Source organism: Streptomyces gottesmaniae, from assembly GCF_031845845.1.
Classification (GTDB): Bacteria; Actinomycetota; Actinomycetes; order Streptomycetales; family Streptomycetaceae; genus Streptomyces; species Streptomyces akebiae.
In genome coordinates, this window is the sequence record NZ_JAVRFJ010000032.1 from 25,012 (window position 1) to 40,860 (window position 15,849).

The following is a 15,849-nucleotide window of genomic DNA, read 5'->3' on the forward strand; positions in this document are numbered from 1 at the left end:
GGACGGGGATGCCCAAGTGGCGGCAGATCCTCTACGCGCTGCTCGGCCTGACGGTGCTCGTGGCCGCCGTCGTGTACGGCAGATCCGCCGCCCAGAAACCCGACACCTGCGCCGACGGCGTCGAGCGGATCGACGACGAGTGCGTCGGCGTCAACGGCGAGGGATACGACTTCGGCACACGCGAGATCAAGGCCGTGGCCCAGGCCATCAAGAGGGAGAACGATCGGATCGCCCAGCAGCCCCATGTCACCGTGGCGATGATGCTTTCGCTCCAGTCGGACCAGCCGACACTGCGCCGCCAGATGCGCAGCGACCTCCAGGGCGCGTACCTGGGGCAGCGACAGGCCAATGCGGGTGAGGGCGAACTGCCGAGGATCCGGCTGGTTCTGGCCAATCCAGGACGGAACTACGGGCGACAGCACGAGGTCGTGGACACCCTGATCGACATGGCCGGCTCGTCGAAGGACCGGCTGCGCGCCGTCACGGGCTTCAACCTCAGCCTTGACGCCACGGAGAAGGCCGTCGAACGCCTGACGAAGCACGGGATCCCGGTGCTCGCCTCCCGGATCACCGGCGACCGGATCGCAAACGAGGACGGCACGGACGGCGCGGCCAAGCAGCGGTTCCCCGGTCTGGCCCGGATCATCCCCACCAACAACGACGCGGCCAAGGCCCTGGCCGACTTCAACGGTGACCGCGGGAGGCAGGACGCCCGAACGGTCACGGTCTTCGACACCCGCCAGGACGCCTACAACGAGTCGCTGGCGGACGCGTTCCGGGGCATCAAGGAGGCCGGCCCGGCCGGGCCGGCCGCGATGCCCTTCGAGTCCCCGGGGATCTACGAGGCGGGGTCGACCGGCAACCAGTTCACCCAGATCGCCAACAACATCTGTGACTCGCCGGCCGACACCGTCTACTTCGCCGGACGCACACTGCACTTGCGGATATTCGCCCTCAAACTCGCCCAACAGCCCTGCGGGGACCGGCACTACACCATCATCAGCGGCTCCGACGCCGCCTCGCTGCGGCAGGGCATGTCGCAGAAGGACTGGGCGCAGCTGCGCGGCACGGACGGCGAAGCGAAGGTGACGGTGCAGTACGCCGCCCCTGCGCACCCGACCGCCTGGAGCACCGAGTTGAAGGCATGGACGAAGCGGTGGAACGCGACCCACGACCGAGAACCCACCGCTGACGAGCTCCCTCAGCACCTCACCGAACCCAAGGCAGCACTGGACGGGCTGAAGAGGCTGATCGAGACCACCCTCCAGGAGAGGACCGATCTCGGCTCCGTCCCCGACCTCGAGGACTCCCGGACGATGCTCGTCTACGACGGTCTCCTCACCATCGGCACCGCCCTGCACGAGGTACAGGGCGACGACGCCGAGCAGGTGCCCGGCCTGAAGGACGTCGGCACGGAGTGGTCCAAGCTCCAGTCCCGGCACCGGGTGAAGGGAACGAGTGGTCTGATCTGCATCACCAGCGGCGGGAATCCGTACGACAAGCCGGTTGCCGTGGTCGAACTGGACCCGGGCCAGGAGGGCCGCGGCACGTTGAAGTTCGTCGGCATCGGCTGGCCCACCGGCCGGGAACAGCCGAAAAACTGCGTGATCCCGAGCAGAACACCCTGAAAGACGTCGACGACCTCGGCATGGGGCGAGATACGTGGAGTTTGGCTTCGTAGGGAAACCGGACACCGTCTCAGCTTGACTCTGCCGGGGATCTCGGATCATCGGGCCCAGGTTCCGAGGGTTCGCCAGGACTTTGACCCGGGGGATCTCGTTCTGGTCCAGGAAGCTCTGATGAAAGGCGGTCGGCGGCCTCGGCGAAGAGAGTTCCGCGGCCGCTGAGTCGTTCGATGTTCACGGCGATGGCCGTGAGTACGTATTGCTCAATCAGACCGACCGCAGGAGCTAACCGACTCTGGCTCGGGTGCGCTTCTTCTTGAGGGACCTAGCGGCCGACCGGAATGGACGTGGTCGGTGCTGGCAACTCGGCGCGACCTCCTGTGCCTCGCTTGCCGCAGACGCAAGGTGCTGACCAGGTATTTCCAGTCCCTCCAGAAGAAACGCACCACAACCGACGTGTACAGCGGCATGCAGGGAAGACTCAACTGATCATCGCTGCGCGCGGTGCCGGCGCTTGCTCACGGCTCTGACTCGGTACTGCCTGCGCGACGAGCGGGAAGACCAACGAGAGTTCGGCAGAGGATCTCCGAGACCGCTCGGGCAGCTCGTTCTTTCCGTCCGGACACACAGCTGCCGCGTGGCGTACAGCGGTGCCCACTATCCGGGTGTCCAGGGGCAGCCCACCATGAAGGGCAGCCCGTTTTGGCGGGGCGGGGTGGTCAGCGGTTGAGGTAGAAGCGGATGGTGGTGCTGTCCTGGGCGGTGTGGAGGCGTACGAGGTCGCAGATGTAGTGGACGAGCATCAGGCCGCGCCCGCCCAGCTGGTCGCGGGCCGGCGGCCGACGGCCGGCCAGGGGATCGCTCAGCCGACCGCGGTCGTGGACCTCGCAGGCGATCTGCTCACCCTCGGCCCAGATCCGCAGCGTCCCCGATCCACCGCCGTGCACCACGCTGTTGGTGGTCAGCTCCGCCACCGCCAGCGTCAGATCTTCCACCCGGTCGGCGGCCAGGCCGAGTTGCTTGGCTTCCTGGACTGCGAAAGAGCGGGCCCACGGGAGTGATTCCGCGTCGAACGACACGCTCGCCGCGCCGGGCGGGTACCTGAGGGGCTGGTTGTAGCGGGCGACAACCTGTTCGGGATCGTAGGCGTGGCTGGGCATTTCGACGCCGGTGTCGATGACTACGGGGTGGGTGGCGTACGCGTCGGCGAGCACCTGCGGCTCCAGGCCATCGGCGTCGTACGGGCACAGGATCGTCACCTCACGGCCCTGGAAGGCCGCGTTGATGAGAGCCTCGTGCTGGACGCAGGCCGGGTACTCCACGGCCGAACGACCGGCCCAGATCGGTTCTCCGATGATCCGCACCCGGCCGGCAGGGTGGGCGTCGGCGAAGGCACGCAGGACACCGGGGATGATGCGCCCCGGGTTGCGGCCCGCCTGAGTCATGTCGAGGAACTTGACGTCGGCGGCGCTCGCTCCCATTTCGGCCTTGATCAGTTCGAGGTTGGGGCCGGGAACGGCGACCGCGACGGCCTCTCCGGCGGCCAGACCGTCCACGAGGAACGGCACCGTGCCCGCCGTGTACTGCTCCTTGTCCCGGTAGAACAGCGCCGGGTGGACAAAGGGTTCGCTGTGGGTGGCCGTACTCATCGCGCCGCCACCTCAATCATCGGAAGGCCGGGCCAGAACATGTCCAGGAGGCGTTTCAGTTCCGGCGGCGGACGGTCCACGACGATGCGGCCGGTGCCCAACTGCTGCGCGGTGACCGCCAGTGCCGCCGCGCCGCCGACATCGATGAACATCAGGCCGGACAGTTCCACGAAGGAGACGTCCTTGTGGGCGTTCGCCAAATCCTCCAAGGCCTGTTGCCAGGATGCACGGGTGGTCACGTTGATCTCTCCAGCGGCATGGATCCCGGGGCGGCCGGACAGCGGGCGGATCTCCAGTGCGGCGTCGTCGCGCGACGACGCCGGGACCGTCCTGTCCACGTCGTGGGAGGCTTCCACGTTCTCTCCTCCTGCCTCAGGTGCCGCTGAACGGCGCTCCCTCATCTCTCCGCTGACCGTATCCACGGAACGACGGGCTTCCGACGCGTCATCGTATAGCTCGCCAGTGCACCGGTCGCCGGAGTCTGGAAGGGAAGGCATCTGGGACTGCCCTATACCCGAGAGAGCGCGCCGCCTGCGTGTCCGGGCACTCGGATCACGGCTCCGCACGAGGCTCAACGCTGGAACCCCAACTGAGGATCATGCGCATACCGGAGAGGTGCGCTGGGCGACCGGACTGCTTGGCGGGCTCGATGGTGGATGAGCGGAGTGGATCGAGAATGTGTGTGCATGGCCGTGGCCAGTCGGGGTAGGCGGCTCGCCGTCGGCCCGCGAGGGCAGGGGCTGGCCGACAAGCGAGGGAGGGAAGCAAGGATGACGGCGACCACGAGTCTCACAACGAGCGTCGAACACGCCACGTCGCCACTGCCGGTGATCGCTGATCCGCTGAAGGTGGCGCCCAAGGACGCGCGGTCTTTGTCGAAGCTGTTCTTCGAACAGCTGGCTGTCCTGGAAGAGGGCACCCGCGAGTATCAGTACGCGCGCAACACGCTGATCGAGATGAACATGTCCCTGGTGCGCTACGCGGCCGGCCGGTTCCGGAGCCGGGGCGCGGACGAGATGGAGGACATCGTCCAGGTCGGCATGATCGGGCTGATCAAGGCGATCGACCGGTTCGAGCTGTCGCGTGAGGTGGAGTTCACGTCCTTCGCCGTCCCCTACATCGTCGGAGAGATCAAGCGGTTCTTCCGCGACACCTCCTGGGCCGTGCACGTCCCCCGGCGCCTGCAGGAAGCCCGGGTCGAACTCGCCCGCGCCACCGACGAACTCCGCAGTCGGCTCGGCCGCACCCCCACAGTCAGGGAACTGGCCGAACTGATGAACCTGTCCGAGGAGGAGGTCATCGAGGCGCGCCTGGCCGCCAACGGCTACAACTCCTCCTCGCTCGACGCCGCCGTCAACAGTGACGAGACCGGGGAAGCGGCCCTGGCGGACTTCATCGGAACCGAAGACACCGCCATGGAACTGGTCGAGGACCTCCACGCCCTGGCCCCCCTGGTCGCCGAACTCGACGAACGCGACCGGCGGATCATCCACATGCGGTTCGTCGAAGAACTCACCCAGGCCCAGATCGCCGAACACCTCGGCTGCTCCCAGATGCACGTATCCCGACTGCTCACACGCACCCTGACCCGCCTGCGCCGGGGCATGCTCACCACCAAGTGAACCGACCGGCAGCCAACAGCCGACTGCCGTCACTGTGGCCGCAAGCAGGAACGTGCTGCTCTGGCTCCGCTCCTCCCGACACCGGCTCGGGCGGCCGACCCCTTCCCGGCCGCAGAGGGCGCGCCGTCGTCCCGGCTCGCGTGAAGTGACCCCCGCTAAGCCGGTGGAGCGCGTGCGGGGTGCGGAAGCGGTCGCAGCCGAGCTCAGACGACCAGCCCTCGCTTGGCGGAGGAAAGCTGCTTGCGCCACATCGGCACCTGTGTCTTCGGCTTCGCCACATCCAGGCCGGCGGCGGCGCACTGCATCCTGCGGATCCGCCGTGGCCTCGGCCGCGGCCGTGTAGCTCTCGAAGGGTTGGGGGTTCGGCGTGAGCCGCAACGTCATCGCTCGCGGCCGACCTTCGGCGATGACCGTTGCCGTGATCACCCGGGGCAGTGGCGAGGTCCTGCCGGGCGTCGAGCGGAGCGAGGCGGGTATGCCAGTGCCGAGCGCAGTGCGGGCAGCAGAGCGATGGCGGCGATCAGGGCGGCAATGCCGGTGATGCGAGCCAGGGCCGTGGCGGAGAGGGTGCCTGCCGCGGGTACGACCGTGATCGCGGCGGCGAGCCATGCGGCCGTGGCGAACGACAGCACGTTCGAGTGGCTCAGACCGTGGCTGCGCCCGCTCAACCTGCCGAGGAGCTGTGCTACTGCTGCCAGTACGGCCCAGGCGCCGATCAGCCGCGCCAGTGCACCCACGGTGATCCCCGGCCACGCGACGCTCACCAGGCCGACGGCGCTCCCTGCCACGCCGCCGACGCAGGCGACGGACAGTCCCCGCCTGCCGGTCACCCCGCCTGCTGTGACGAGCAGGGACATGCTGTCGGCGAGGGCAAACATGCCGAACAGCAGGGCCAGAGCTGATGAGGTGATGTCCGGCCACATCAGGGCGAGCGCCGCGAACGAGAGCGCCGCCAGGGCGCGCAGCCCGATTGTCCGCAGCATTCGTCGCTGGTCGGCCGCCTCCGTGCACGTGTGCCTGTGGGCCCGTGGTCGCGGCTTGTTCATGGTCAAAGTCGTAGCAGTGTGGATGGAGGGCTCCTCTCTGAACGCAAGTCGGGATCGGCACAGCACAAACCCGGGGCAGGCTCGCCGAGTTGCTGCGCGGTGGCCAGCCTCGTGGCTTGTGCGGAGTGGTCGTCACGACTGACGCTTGTCGTCATCTCCGGGCTGGTCGGCGATCTTCTCCTTGCGGACCTTGCCGGTGACGGTTTCTCGTTGGCGGTGAGGTGTGCCCGTTCGACGGGCTGGGCCGTCGTCTCCACCACAGGCCGCTCGGCGTGCAGGTCACTTCGTGCTCGGCCTCGCTGAATCCGGGCCGCCCATGGCGTCGCTGCGGTTGGCCTCGGTCACCGGTTCGCGCTCGACACGGACTTCCTCATGGCGCACGGCGACGGTTTGCTGTACTTCCATCCTCGGACAGGTGTCCGCCGACGCGGGTGATTCAGCACGGTCGGGTCTGGCTCTCGGGCGACCACCGTGATCCTCCTTCCGCTGAGTTCACTGTTCGGTTAACCCCCGCAAACATCGCGAAACGTACTGGCTGGGGTCGTTTTCGCCAGGGGGCGGGGGATACCCCTCTGTCATGGAACGGATAGGCAAATCGTATGGACGGCATGGCGGGCACGCCGCGTCCGGCCAGGACACCGGGCCCGGGCGTGAGATGTCTGCCGGGCCGGATGAGGAAGTGGAGCGGCGGGCGCCGGATGAGCCCACGCAGTTGCCCCAACGTTCCTGGTGGGCGGTGTTGAAAGGCACCGTCAAGGAGTTCACGGACGATGAGTTGACCGACCGGGCGGCGGCGCTGACCTACTACGGGGTGCTCTCCCTCTTTCCCGCGTTGCTGGTGCTCGTCTCTCTTCTGGGGATCGCCGGTCAGTCGGCGACGCAGCAGGTTCTGGAAAACGTTCAGAAGCTGACCCCCGGCTCGGCCCGCGACGTGATCAGCAATGCCGTGCAGCAGCTGCAGGGCAATGCCGGTACGGGCTCGATCGTGGCGATCGTGGGTCTGGTGGTGGCGGTGTGGTCGGCCTCCGGCTACGTCGCGGCGTTCATCCGTACCGCCAACGCCGTCTACGACATGCCGGAAGGGCGGCCGGTGTGGAAGGTGCTGCCGGTCCGTGTGGGTGTCACGGTGGTGCTGCTGGTGCTGGCGGTGGTCAGTGCGCTGATCGTGGTGTTCACCGGTGGCCTGGCCCGTCAGGCGGGTCAGGCTCTGGGTGTCGGGAACACGGCGCTGACGGTGTGGTCGATCGCGAAGTGGCCGGTGCTGGTCGTGCTGGTCATCATGATGATCGCGATTTTGTTCTGGGCGGCGCCCAATGTGAAGGGCCGCGGCTTCAAGTGGGTCACGCCCGGCAGTTTCCTGGCTCTGCTGATCTGGATGATCGCCTCGGCCGGGTTCGCGTTCTACGTGGCGAACTTCGCCTCATACAACAAGACCTACGGCACTCTGGCGGGTGTGATCATCTTCCTGGTGTGGCTGTGGATCAGCAACATCGCGATTCTGCTGGGCCTGGAATTCGACGCGGAGATGGCCCGGCAGCGCGCTGTGGCGGGCGGTCTTCCTGAAGACGAAGAGCCCTATGTCCGGCCTCGCGACACCCGTAAGTGGAGCGAGGAAGACCGGCAGCGCCTGGAATGAGGTCGTTTCCACGCTGCCGCGTTATGTGCCGCTCGGGTCGGGAAGGCGCAGGTCATGAGAGTGCTGAAGGATCTTCACGCGGGTGATCACCGGTTGACGCGGTGGGTGGCGTCGTGGCGGTCCACCTGCGTACGGCGGGCGCTGCCGGCGGTGGAGGAGACGGCCGAGCACACGAAGCTGTGGTGGGGTGCTGCCGTGGTCATGTCCACCGTGGGGTGGCGGGGACGCAGGGCCGCGGCCGCGGGCGTGGCGAGCATGGCGGTGGCGGAGGTGGCGTCCAACTGTGTACTGAAGCAGGTGTGGAATCGGCGTCGGCCGCCGAAGGACTGGATCTCGCAGGAGGAGGTTCATGACCGGCCCGAGTCGTCGTCGTTTCCCTCGGGGCACACCGCGGCAGGGGTGGCTTTCAGCGCGGCGGTGGCGGGTGTGTGGCCGTGGGCGGGCGGGTTGTGCGCGGTTCCGGCCGTCGTGGTGGCTATCGAACGCGTGCACACGGGCGCCCACTACCCCTCCGACGTCGCCGGCGGCGTCATCGTCGGCGTGGCCGCGGCCGTCCTGGTACACCGCGCTCCCCGCCTGGCAGCCCGCTTGCTGCGGTGACAGACGCACACAAGCAAGGCCACAGGTGTGCTGGATGGGGTACCCGCAGCCGGGTACCCGGAGGGACGTGCACTCGGCCAACCGCCGATGCCGACGCGACGCCCTACCCGGGGCGCCACGAACAGCGTGAAAGGAGGCCATCCCTCATGAGTAGCCAGGATTCCTACCGGCCTCCGAGCGGCTCCTCCGAGCCGGTCGGTGATCTGGTCCAGCGTGCCTCCCAGCAGCTGACGGAGCTGGTGCGGGGCGAGATGCGGCTGGCGCAGGCCGAGATGAAGGAAAAGGGCAAGCGGTACGGCAAGGGCGGAGGCCTGTTCGGTGGCGCCGGTCTGGCCGGCTTCCTGACGTTGCAGGCTCTGATCGCCACGGCGATCGCCGCGCTGGCCGTTCCTCTGCCCGTGTGGGCCGCTGCGCTGATCGTCACCGCCGTCCTCGGCGTGGTCACCGCCGTGCTGGTCCTCACGGGCAAGAAGGAGGTCAGCCAGGCCACGCCACCTGCCCCCCAGCAAACCATCGACAGTGTCAAGGCCGACATGGCCGAGATCAAGGAGAGTGCACAGCGATGACCCAGTCGCCTCACGACAAGCCCACCGTTTCCAGTCCCGAACAGCTGCGGGAGCGGGTCGAGCAGACCCGGCACGAGTTGGGAGAGACGGTGGAGGAACTGGCCGCCAAGACGGACGTCAAGGCCCGCGCGCAGGAGAAGGCGACCGCACTGAAGGAGCAGGCGGGCGTGTTGACGGAGCAGGCGGGCGCCAAGGCGGCGGAGCTGACCGGGCAGGTCAAGGTGAAGGCCGCCGAGGCCGCGCACCTGGTGCAGGACAAGCTGCCCGACCCGGTCAAGGACAAGGCCGCGGCGGCCGCCGGGCAGGTGAAGGCCAAAGCCGATCGGGCTGGCCAGGTGTGGCAAGACAAGGCGCCGGAGCCGGTCCGCGACAAGGCCCACCAGGGCGCCCAGGCCGCCCGCGACAACCGCACCGTGCTGATCGCCGCCGGCAGCGTGGCGGTCGTCGCCTGGCTGCTGCTGCGCAGCCGGAGCAGGAAGCAGCCGTGACGGTATCGACAATCGCCTACGCTGGCCGGTCTGACCCTCGGCGCGCTCAGCGGTGTGGTCGCGGGCGGGCAGTCGGCCTAGGTGTGGAAGCCGCTCGGCCATGACGAGGACGCCCCCCGATGCCACCGACGAGGACCGCACCTGGCGCGAGACGATACTGGCGGCCCTCCTGCAGGGCGCGATCTGAGCGAGCTGACGAGCCACGAAGTAAACCTGCCGAGCGGGAGCCAGGCGTCTGCGCCCAGGCCCCGCCGCGGCGGTCACCAGGTCAGCGAACCGGACGCTTCCAAGCGTTAGTTCTTGGACTTGAACATGGTGCGCAGCATGTTGGACTCCTGAAAGACGGCTCCTTGCCTGTTTTGTCCAGGTCAAGGGCGGCCCTTACTGTACACGGGCACGCCTGGGAGTCGATGATCGTGAAGAACATCGCTCACTCTGCGAGGAGGCTCCAGCCTGGGCTTCCACGCCAACCAGGCATAGGGGAAGCGTGACCGACACCAGCAGCACCCGGCCCGTCGAGGGTGAAGCGCAAGCACCGCGGCCGAGTCGGCTGCACCGCCTGATGCGCCACCTCCCCCTGATCGCCCCCGTCCTGCTGTGGGCCGTGCCCTGCTGGGTGCTCCTGCACGGCGGCCAGCACTGGCCGCTGTCCGTCACGCTGGTCGGCACCGCCCTGTTCGCCCTCGGCCTCATAGGTATGCCGCTCGCGATGGCGCGCGGCCACGGCCGACGTCAGCAGGACCGGGCGGCGATCATCGGTGACACCCTGCTGGGCACGAGTTGGGTCCTGTTCACCTGGTCCGTTCTCCTCGGGGTCCTCCTGCGGATCGCCCTGACCGTGGCCGGCGTCGGTGAGGGTCAGGACCGCGCACGGATCGTCACCTGGGCCGTCCTCTGCACCACCGCGGTACTGCTCGGCTGGGGGTACGTCGAGGCCCGCCGCGTGCCCCGCGTGCGCCGGCTCGACGTGCCACTGCCGCGGCTCGGTGCCGGGTTGGACGGCACCCGCGTCGTGCTCATCACCGACACGCACTACGGCCCGCTCGACCGCGCCCGCTGGTCGGCACGGGTGTGCGAGACGGTGAACGCGTTGGAAGCGGACCTGGTCTGCCACACCGGCGACATCGCGGACGGCACAGCCGAACGCCGCCGTGCCCAGGCCCTCCCCCTCGGTACCGTGCGGGCCGCCCATGCCCGCGTGTACGTCACGGGCAACCACGAGTACTACAGCGAGGCCCAGGGCTGGGTCGACCTGATGGACGAGCTGGGCTGGGAGCCGCTGCGCAACCGGCATCTGCTGCTCGAACGCGGAGGCGACACCCTCGTGGTCGCCGGCGTGGACGACGTCACCGCCGAGTCCTCCGGTCTGGCGGGCCACCGCGCCCACCTCGCCGGTGCCCTGAACGGCGCCGACCCCGACCTACCCGTACTGCTCCTGGCGCACCAGCCCAAGTTCGTCGACCGGGCGGCAGCCGCCGGCATCGACCTCCAACTCTCCGGCCACACCCACGGCGGCCAGATCTGGCCCTTCCACCATCTGGTCCGCATCGACCAGCCCGCTGTCTCCGGCCTCAGCCACCATGGCGCCCGCACCCTCCTCTACACCAGCCGCGGCACCGGCTTCTGGGGCCCGCCGTTCCGCGTCTTCGCCCCCAGCGAGATCACCCTGCTCGTGCTCCGCTCCCCGCACCTGCCCACCTCGCCGTAGGCGGGGCGGGCCGGCACATCCGCAGCGTGCCCGGGCCGACGGGGCACCCCCGAGGACGAGGGCTGCGACGTCCGAGACGCTTTCGGACCGTCAGGCGAGTGCGTCGATCAGCGCCTTGATCACGTCCTCGGTCGTGGCCGTGCCGCCGACGTCGCGGGTGAGGATGCCCGCGGCAGTTGTGGCCTCGATCGCCTTGTTCAGGCGGGCCGCCTGGTCGGGGAGGCCGAAGTGCTCCAGCATCAGCGCGGCGCTGCCGACCGCGCCGATCGGGTTGGCCAGGCCCTGGCCCGCGATGTCCGGGGCGGAGCCGTGGACCGGCTCGAACATGCTGGGGAAGCGGCGCTCGGGGTTGAGGTTGGCGCTCGCCGCCAGGCCCAGGCTGCCGGCCAGTGCGCTGCCGAGGTCGGAGAGGATGTCGGCGTTGAGGTTGGAGGCGACGACGACCGAGAGGTCCTCGGGCTTGAGGACGAACTTCGCGGACATCGCGTCCACGAGCACGCTCTCGGTCTCGACGTCCGGGTAGTCGGCGGCGACCCGCTTGAAGACGTCGTCCCACAGGACCATGCCGTACTGCTGGGCGTTGCTCTTCGTCACCGAGGAGACCTTCTTGTGCGCCCTGGTGCGGGCCAGGTCGAAGGCGAACCGCATGATCCGCTCGCAGCCCACCTCGGTGAACAGGGCCGACTGAACGGCGACTTCACCGCCGGGCCCCCGCCCGCCGAGGTTGCGGCCGCCGAGGCCCGCGTACTCGCCCTCGCTGTTCTCGCGGACGACGACCCAGTCGAGCTCCGTGTCGTCGGCCTTGCGCAAGGGGCTCTGCACGCCGGGCAGGAAGTGCACGGGGCGGACGTTGGCCCACTGGTCGAAGTTCTGGCAGATCCTCAGGCGCAGGCCCCACAGGCTGACGTGGTCGGGGACGGTGGGCCAGCCGACCGCGCCGAAGTAGATCGCGTCGAAGTCCTTCAGCCGCTCCAGCCCGTCCTCGTCCATCATGGTGCCGGTGCGCTCGTAGTACTCGCAGCCCCAGGGGAACTCCTCCCAGACGAAGGCGAAGGGGGCTGCGGAGTTCTTGGAGGTCTCGGCCAGGGCGTCCAGGACGGCTCGCCCGGCGGCGACGACCTCCTTGCCCACCCCGTCGGCGGGGATGGCGGCGATGCGGAACGTGCGGGGTGCGGCTGTCATGGGTGCCTCCGGCTCGCTGTCGTGCGGTCGGTTCGAGTCAACACACCGAGGTCACAGCGCGTCCAAGACCCGCTTTCGATACGACGTATAGGCGTGGCCGATCGGTCCCGCGTCAGGCGGGGCGTTGCCCATCGGTCCCGCGTCAGGCGGGGCGTGCCCGGCGTTCCGCCAGCGACCCGGTGAGAGCGAGGAACGCCCGCGCGGCCGGGGTGAGGTGCGCGGGCAGGCTGACCATCGCCACGTGGAGGTGGGCGGTCGGCTCGATGGGGGCGACCACGGCACCGCAACGGCGGGCCAGACGGGTCCAGGAGGAGGGCAGGACCGCGACGCCCACCCCGGTGAGGACCAGCGGCAGGATCGATGTGCGGTGGTCGACGACCGTCACGATCTCCGTTCCGGTGCCGTCCGCGGTGATGTCGTCCACGATGCTGCGCATCAGGCTGCCGGTCCGGGAGGCGATGAGCTTCTGGCCGGCCAGGTCCTCGGGCCGGATCGTGACGTCGTCCTCGATCGTCCCGCCGGGTGCGGCGACGACGACGAACGGCTGGTCCTCGACATGCAGGACGTCGAGCCCGGAGGGGTGCACAGGGGCGGCGCTGCCCAGCAGGCCCAGTTCGCAGGCGCCGCTGCGCACCAGGGAGACGACCTCGTCCGGAGTGAAGGCGGCCTGGGTGCTCACCGTCACCGACGGATGCAGTTCGGTGAAGCGGTGGATGAGGGTGGTGAGCGGTTCGATGCCGGGCGAGGGCATGGTGGCGACCTCGACGCTGCCGCCGTGCAGTCCGGCGAGCGCGGCCGCGGTGTCCCGTACGGCTGCCAGGTCCCGCAGCACGCGCCGGCTCGGCTCCAGCAGTTCCGCACCGGCGTCACTCAGGACGACGCCCCGTCCCACCCGGTGGAAGAGGGCCACCCCGAGGTCGGCCTCCAGGTTCGCCATCGCCTGGGACAGCGACGGCTGGGCCACGTGGAGGGCGGCGGCGGCCTTGCTGAAACCGCCGTGCTCGACGATGGCGAGGAAGTACTCCAGTTGCCGGGCGTCCACGGCGTCTCCCCGCTCTGTGCTGGTACGACGGGCGGAGCGAGCCTACCTGTCGGTTTCCGTGTCTCCGCGTCCGATCCAGCGGTCGGCGAGCGTCCGCCCGCACTGGGCGAGCAGTCGCGCCGACAGGGCGCTGTCGTTCGCGCAGTCCTGGTCGGTCAGGTCCGTCAGGGCCTGGACGGAGCGGAAGTGGGCAGCGGTCCGGTCGGCGGGAAGGGTGCAGCGGCCGGCCACCGCGTGCACCGGTGTGCCCTGCCGACGGGCCCGCCGGGCGAGGGCGACCGGCAGCTTGCCCGACAGGGACTGCTCGTCGAGGCTGCCTTCGCCGGTGACCACGAAGTCGCTCCCGGCCAGGAGTTCGTCGGCACCGAGCAGGGTGAGGAAGTGGTCGGCCCCCGACCGCACCCGACCGCCCAGCAGCATCCCCGCATACCCGAGCCCGCCGGCCGCCCCGGCACCGGGGACTTCGGCGAGACCTGCCGCCCCTGCGACGTCCGCCGCCTCCAGCCGCCGTACGAAGCCGGCGAGCGCGTCGTCCAGTTCCCGCACCTCGTTCGCGGTCGCCCCCTTCTGGGGGCCGTAGACGGCGGCCGCGCCCGCCGCCCCGAGCAGCGGGTTGTCCACGTCGGTGGCGAGGACGAGGTCGACTCCCGCCAAGGCCGCGCGGGCCTCGGCGAGGTGGACCGTGCGGAGAGCGGCGAGTCCCGCGCCGCCCGGGCCGATCGGTGTGCCGTCCTCCCCGGCCAGCGTCGCGCCGAGGGACTGCAGCAGGCCCGCGCCGCCGTCGGTGGTGGCGACCCCGCCGAGCGCGAGGACGATCGTGTCCGCCTCGCCGGCCAGCGCGCACCGCAGGGCCTGGCCGATGCCTCGGCTGGTGGCCGTGAGGGGCGCCTTCCGTCCGCCCGGCAGCACGCCCAGTCCGCAGATGGCCGCCGCCTCGATGAGGACGGTCCGTCCGCGCACCGCCACCTCGGCCGTGACGGGCCGGCCGGTCGGCCCGGTCACCGTGATCTTCTCGGGGCTGAACCGGCCCGCGCAGGCGGCGGCCACGCTCCCCTCTCCCCCGTCCGCCAACGGGAGTCGGACGACCCGGGTCAGGGGGGCGGCCTCCAACAGCCCGCGTTCCAGTGCGCGGGCGACCTCCTCGGCGCTGAGGGAGCCCTTGAACTTGTCCGGGGCGATCAGTACGGACACCATCAGGGCGTCACCTGGGCGGTCGTCACCTGGGCGGTCTGCGGGGCGGAGGCCGCGGCGACCGGCCGGACGTCGTCAGGCTCCGTGACCTCTTCGGCTTCGGTGGTCAGGGGCGGCTCGCCCGCCTTGCCGGCCAGCACCAGCCGGGCCCTCTCCAGGTCCAGGCCGTTCTCCCACCTGGCGATGAACAGGGTGGCCACGGCGTTGCCGAAGAAGTTCACCAGCGCCCGGCACTCCGACATGAACTTGTCGATGCCGAAGATGAGCATGATGCCCGCGGCCGGGACGGTACCGACCGTCGACAACGTCGCGGTGAGCGCGATGAAACCACCGCCCGCGACGCCTGCCGCGCCCTTGGAGGTGAGCAACATGACGGCCAGCAGCCCGAGTTGCTGCCCGATGGACAGGGAGGTGTCGGTGGCCTGGGCGATGTAGAGGGTGGCCAGCGAGAGGTAGATCGCCGCGCCGTCGAGATTGAAGCTGTAGCCGGTCGGCACCACCAGTCCGACCGTGGACCGCTCCGCCCCCATGAACTGCATCTTGCGCATCAGTCCGGGCAGCGCGGGCTCGGCGGTGGAGGTGCCGAGGATCAGCCAGAACTCCTCCTTCAGGTAGCGGAAGAGCTGGAAGATGTTCAGCCGCACGTACAGGGCGAGCACGCCGCCGAGCACGACCACGACGAACAGCGCGGAGGTGACGTAGAAGAGGAGGATCAGCGAGCCGAGGCTGGTCAGCGTGGACAGACCGAACTTCCCGATGGCGTACGCCATCGCGCCGAAGGCGCCCAGCGGCGCGGCCTGCATGACGAAGGAGAGGACCTTGAAGACGACCTCGGTCAGCCGCCCCACGGCCGCGATGATCGGCTCGCCCGTCTTCCCCACCACCTTCAGCGCGATGCCGAAGATCACGGCCAGGAAGATCACCTGGAGGATGTCACCCTCGACGAACGGACCGAAGAAGCTGTTCGGCACGAGGTTGGTGAGGAACTCCCACCAGTGCTGGTGCTCGCCCTTCTCGATGTACTGGCTCGCGTCGCCCGAGGTCTGGAGCGTCGACGGGTCGGCGTGCACTCCGTCGCCGAGCCGGAAGAGGTTGATCGCCACGAGACCGGTGAGCAGGGCGACGATGGTGCCGACCTGGAAGTAGGTCAGCGCCTTGATGCCGGTGCGTCCGACCTTCTTCAGGTCGGCGACTCCGGCTATGCCGCCGATGATCGTCAGGAAGACGATCGGGCCGATCAGCATCTTCATCGCGGTGATGAACGTCGTGCCGATCGGCTCCATGGCGGTGGCCAGGTCCGGCCACTTCCAGCCCAGCACGATGCCGATCACGATCGCCACCAGTACCTGGATGTACAACTGCCGGTACCACGGCTTCGCCGAGATACGCGCGGCCTGCTCGGCTCGTCCGATGCCCGGGGTATGCGTCATTGCGGCCTCCCTGATCGCGCGGTACCGAGCCCGATCGGTACCGCGCCGACTTTCGCCACAGTGA

At 69.3% G+C, this 15,849-nt stretch carries 17 protein-coding genes; 8 read left to right on the forward strand and 9 right to left on the reverse strand.

What is annotated here, in order from left to right:
- Window positions 1–8: 8 nt before the first annotated feature.
- Window positions 9–1,628 carry an ABC transporter substrate-binding protein gene (locus RM704_RS30575; protein ID WP_311591387.1) on the forward strand — a complete coding sequence of 540 codons (1,620 nt, stop codon included), beginning with the start codon at window positions 9–11 and terminating at the stop codon, window positions 1,626–1,628.
- Between the two features lie 716 nt (window positions 1,629–2,344).
- Here RM704_RS30575 and RM704_RS30580 read toward each other — a convergent pair.
- Window positions 2,345–3,274, reverse strand: a complete 930-nt coding sequence (locus tag RM704_RS30580; protein ID WP_033532397.1) for a sensor histidine kinase — start codon at window positions 3,272–3,274, stop codon at window positions 2,345–2,347.
- The gene (locus tag RM704_RS30585; protein ID WP_311591389.1) at window positions 3,271–3,630 is read right to left on the reverse strand and encodes an STAS domain-containing protein; all 360 of its coding nucleotides are present in this window, start codon (window positions 3,628–3,630) and stop codon (window positions 3,271–3,273) included. The genes RM704_RS30580 and RM704_RS30585 overlap by 4 nt, the downstream gene beginning before the upstream one ends.
- A gap of 414 nt (window positions 3,631–4,044) precedes the next feature.
- Between RM704_RS30585 and RM704_RS30590 the strand changes: the two genes are divergently transcribed.
- A complete protein-coding gene (locus RM704_RS30590) occupies window positions 4,045–4,896 on the forward strand; it encodes an RNA polymerase sigma factor SigF (RefSeq protein ID WP_033532396.1) in 852 nt (283 codons plus the stop codon).
- Between the two features lie 422 nt (window positions 4,897–5,318).
- On the opposite strand, the gene RM704_RS30595 is transcribed toward RM704_RS30590, so the two are convergent.
- Both RM704_RS30595 and RM704_RS30600 read right to left on the reverse strand, forming a co-directional pair.
- Window positions 5,319–5,879 (reverse strand): DUF308 domain-containing protein, encoded by a 561-nt coding sequence (locus RM704_RS30595; RefSeq protein ID WP_052146602.1) that lies wholly within the window; start codon window positions 5,877–5,879, stop codon window positions 5,319–5,321.
- Window positions 5,880–6,221: 342 nt separating this feature from the next.
- Entirely contained in the window at window positions 6,222–6,347 is a 126-nt protein-coding gene (locus RM704_RS30600) for a DUF2382 domain-containing protein (RefSeq protein WP_311591392.1), read from the reverse strand.
- A 172-nt stretch (window positions 6,348–6,519) separates the two neighbouring features.
- Between RM704_RS30600 and RM704_RS30605 the strand changes: the two genes are divergently transcribed.
- Window positions 6,520–7,578 carry a YihY/virulence factor BrkB family protein gene (locus RM704_RS30605; RefSeq protein ID WP_078937565.1) on the forward strand — a complete coding sequence of 353 codons (1,059 nt, stop codon included), beginning with the start codon at window positions 6,520–6,522 and terminating at the stop codon, window positions 7,576–7,578.
- Between the two features lie 86 nt (window positions 7,579–7,664).
- Here RM704_RS30605 and RM704_RS30610 read toward each other — a convergent pair whose 3' ends face one another.
- Entirely contained in the window at window positions 7,665–7,859 is a 195-nt protein-coding gene (locus RM704_RS30610; protein ID WP_311591394.1) for a hypothetical protein, read from the reverse strand.
- On the opposite strand from RM704_RS30610, the gene RM704_RS30615 reads away from it, so the two are divergent.
- The 5 genes from RM704_RS30615 to RM704_RS30635 all read left to right on the forward strand — a co-directional run bounded on the left by RM704_RS30615 (window position 7,834) and on the right by RM704_RS30635 (window position 10,940).
- Complete coding sequence (locus tag RM704_RS30615) at window positions 7,834–8,178, forward strand: phosphatase PAP2 family protein (RefSeq protein WP_311591395.1); 345 nt, start codon at window positions 7,834–7,836, stop codon at window positions 8,176–8,178. The two genes, RM704_RS30610 and RM704_RS30615, sit on opposite strands and share 26 nt — an antisense overlap.
- Window positions 8,179–8,324: 146 nt before the next feature.
- Window positions 8,325–8,744, forward strand: coding sequence for a phage holin family protein (locus tag RM704_RS30620; protein WP_033532393.1), 420 nt, complete (start codon window positions 8,325–8,327; stop codon window positions 8,742–8,744).
- Window positions 8,741–9,232 (forward strand): DUF3618 domain-containing protein, encoded by a 492-nt coding sequence (locus tag RM704_RS30625; RefSeq protein ID WP_033532392.1) that lies wholly within the window; start codon window positions 8,741–8,743, stop codon window positions 9,230–9,232. The genes RM704_RS30620 and RM704_RS30625 overlap by 4 nt, the downstream gene beginning before the upstream one ends.
- Before the next feature lie 100 nt (window positions 9,233–9,332).
- The gene (locus RM704_RS45645; protein WP_438828963.1) at window positions 9,333–9,419 is read left to right on the forward strand and encodes a DUF4235 domain-containing protein; all 87 of its coding nucleotides are present in this window, start codon (window positions 9,333–9,335) and stop codon (window positions 9,417–9,419) included.
- A gap of 300 nt (window positions 9,420–9,719) precedes the next feature.
- Window positions 9,720–10,940 carry a metallophosphoesterase gene (locus RM704_RS30635; protein ID WP_033532391.1) on the forward strand — a complete coding sequence of 407 codons (1,221 nt, stop codon included), beginning with the start codon at window positions 9,720–9,722 and terminating at the stop codon, window positions 10,938–10,940.
- A 90-nt stretch (window positions 10,941–11,030) separates the two neighbouring features.
- Here RM704_RS30635 and RM704_RS30640 read toward each other — a convergent pair whose 3' ends face one another.
- The 4 genes from RM704_RS30640 to dctA all read right to left on the reverse strand — a co-directional run bounded on the left by RM704_RS30640 (window position 11,031) and on the right by dctA (window position 15,785).
- Window positions 11,031–12,122, reverse strand: a complete 1,092-nt coding sequence (locus RM704_RS30640; protein WP_033532390.1) for a tartrate dehydrogenase — start codon at window positions 12,120–12,122, stop codon at window positions 11,031–11,033.
- Window positions 12,123–12,264: 142 nt separating this feature from the next.
- Window positions 12,265–13,164 (reverse strand): LysR family transcriptional regulator, encoded by a 900-nt coding sequence (locus RM704_RS30645; protein WP_033532389.1) that lies wholly within the window; start codon window positions 13,162–13,164, stop codon window positions 12,265–12,267.
- A gap of 42 nt (window positions 13,165–13,206) precedes the next feature.
- The gene (locus RM704_RS30650; RefSeq protein ID WP_033532388.1) at window positions 13,207–14,358 is read right to left on the reverse strand and encodes a glycerate kinase; all 1,152 of its coding nucleotides are present in this window, start codon (window positions 14,356–14,358) and stop codon (window positions 13,207–13,209) included.
- Window positions 14,358–15,785, reverse strand: coding sequence for a C4-dicarboxylate transporter DctA (dctA, locus tag RM704_RS30655; protein ID WP_033532387.1), 1,428 nt, complete (start codon window positions 15,783–15,785; stop codon window positions 14,358–14,360). Before dctA ends, RM704_RS30650 begins: the two co-directional genes overlap by 1 nt.
- Between the last annotated feature and the right edge of the window lie 64 nt (window positions 15,786–15,849).

Excerpts from the sequence above, each read along its gene's own strand:
- RM704_RS30615 (WP_311591395.1), top strand. The coding sequence starts at position 7,834 with ATGGCGGTGGCGGAGGTGGCGTCCAACTGTGTACTGAAGCAGGTGTGG.
- RM704_RS30620 (WP_033532393.1), top strand. The coding sequence starts at position 8,325 with ATGAGTAGCCAGGATTCCTACCGGCCTCCGAGCGGCTCCTCCGAGCCG.
- RM704_RS30575 (WP_311591387.1), top strand. The coding sequence starts at position 9 with ATGCCCAAGTGGCGGCAGATCCTCTACGCGCTGCTCGGCCTGACGGTG.
- RM704_RS30595 (WP_052146602.1), bottom strand. The coding sequence starts at position 5,879 with ATGCTGCGGACAATCGGGCTGCGCGCCCTGGCGGCGCTCTCGTTCGCG.
- RM704_RS30600 (WP_311591392.1), bottom strand. The coding sequence starts at position 6,347 with ATGGAAGTACAGCAAACCGTCGCCGTGCGCCATGAGGAAGTCCGTGTC.
- RM704_RS30650 (WP_033532388.1), bottom strand. The coding sequence starts at position 14,358 with ATGGTGTCCGTACTGATCGCCCCGGACAAGTTCAAGGGCTCCCTCAGC.
- RM704_RS30625 (WP_033532392.1), top strand. The coding sequence starts at position 8,741 with ATGACCCAGTCGCCTCACGACAAGCCCACCGTTTCCAGTCCCGAACAG.
- dctA (WP_033532387.1), bottom strand. The coding sequence starts at position 15,785 with ATGACGCATACCCCGGGCATCGGACGAGCCGAGCAGGCCGCGCGTATC.
- RM704_RS30640 (WP_033532390.1), bottom strand. The coding sequence starts at position 12,122 with ATGACAGCCGCACCCCGCACGTTCCGCATCGCCGCCATCCCCGCCGAC.
- RM704_RS45645 (WP_438828963.1), top strand. The coding sequence starts at position 9,333 with ATGACGAGGACGCCCCCCGATGCCACCGACGAGGACCGCACCTGGCGC.
- RM704_RS30605 (WP_078937565.1), top strand. The coding sequence starts at position 6,520 with ATGGAACGGATAGGCAAATCGTATGGACGGCATGGCGGGCACGCCGCG.
- RM704_RS30590 (WP_033532396.1), top strand. The coding sequence starts at position 4,045 with ATGACGGCGACCACGAGTCTCACAACGAGCGTCGAACACGCCACGTCG.
- RM704_RS30580 (WP_033532397.1), bottom strand. The coding sequence starts at position 3,274 with ATGAGTACGGCCACCCACAGCGAACCCTTTGTCCACCCGGCGCTGTTC.